The organism is Neorhizobium vignae (assembly GCF_000732195.1).
Taxonomy (GTDB): Bacteria; Pseudomonadota; Alphaproteobacteria; order Rhizobiales; family Rhizobiaceae; genus Neorhizobium; species Neorhizobium vignae.
The window spans coordinates 1-421 of the sequence record NZ_JNNU01000081.1 but is presented as its reverse complement, the minus strand read 5'-3'; the positions used below and the strand labels follow the sequence as shown (position 1 = coordinate 421).

The 421-nt window shown below is 54.6% G+C and carries 1 protein-coding gene; it reads right to left on the bottom strand.

Annotated elements, in window-relative coordinates:
• Positions 1–72 precede the first annotated feature (72 nt).
• The gene (locus GQ59_RS30440; RefSeq protein WP_037088692.1) at positions 73–273 is read right to left on the bottom strand and encodes a hypothetical protein; all 201 of its coding nucleotides are present in this window, start codon (positions 271–273) and stop codon (positions 73–75) included.
• Between the last annotated feature and the right edge of the window lie 148 nt (positions 274–421).

The following is a 421-nucleotide window of genomic DNA, read 5'->3' as shown; positions in this document are numbered from 1 at the left end:
AGGAGTTGGTTCCCCTCCATGGCCTGGTAGGGTGAGCTTCGCACAGCCAGCCATTATCTCGGAAATGCTGGGTCATATTACCATTGCGGTCAATTGCCTCTCGTCAAGGACTCCGTGCTGGTAGAGGGAGACAATGAGGATCGCAACCTCGACCGCTTCGGGTGTCTGCTTTTGAAAACCTCGAACCTTGCAGGCTTGGTCAAATACCCGCTGCAGCATGGCAAGTTCGTTTGGCTCGATCGGATCGAGCACATGAACGTGCGCAATAAGCATTCGTTCACCCCAAGCATCCCGACGCCTCAGTGTAATTCAACCGGTTCCCAATTGCCACCGGATGAAGCGGAGGCCCCGCGAACTACTACGATGCGGCACGAATACAGCATGACAAATTGAAAGGCAGCAGGACCAATGGCAGGGAACG

Bases quoted from the DNA above. Each gene is read 5' to 3' on its own strand.
- GQ59_RS30440 (WP_037088692.1), bottom strand. From the start codon at position 273: ATGCTTATTGCGCACGTTCATGTGCTCGATCCGATCGAGCCAAACGAA.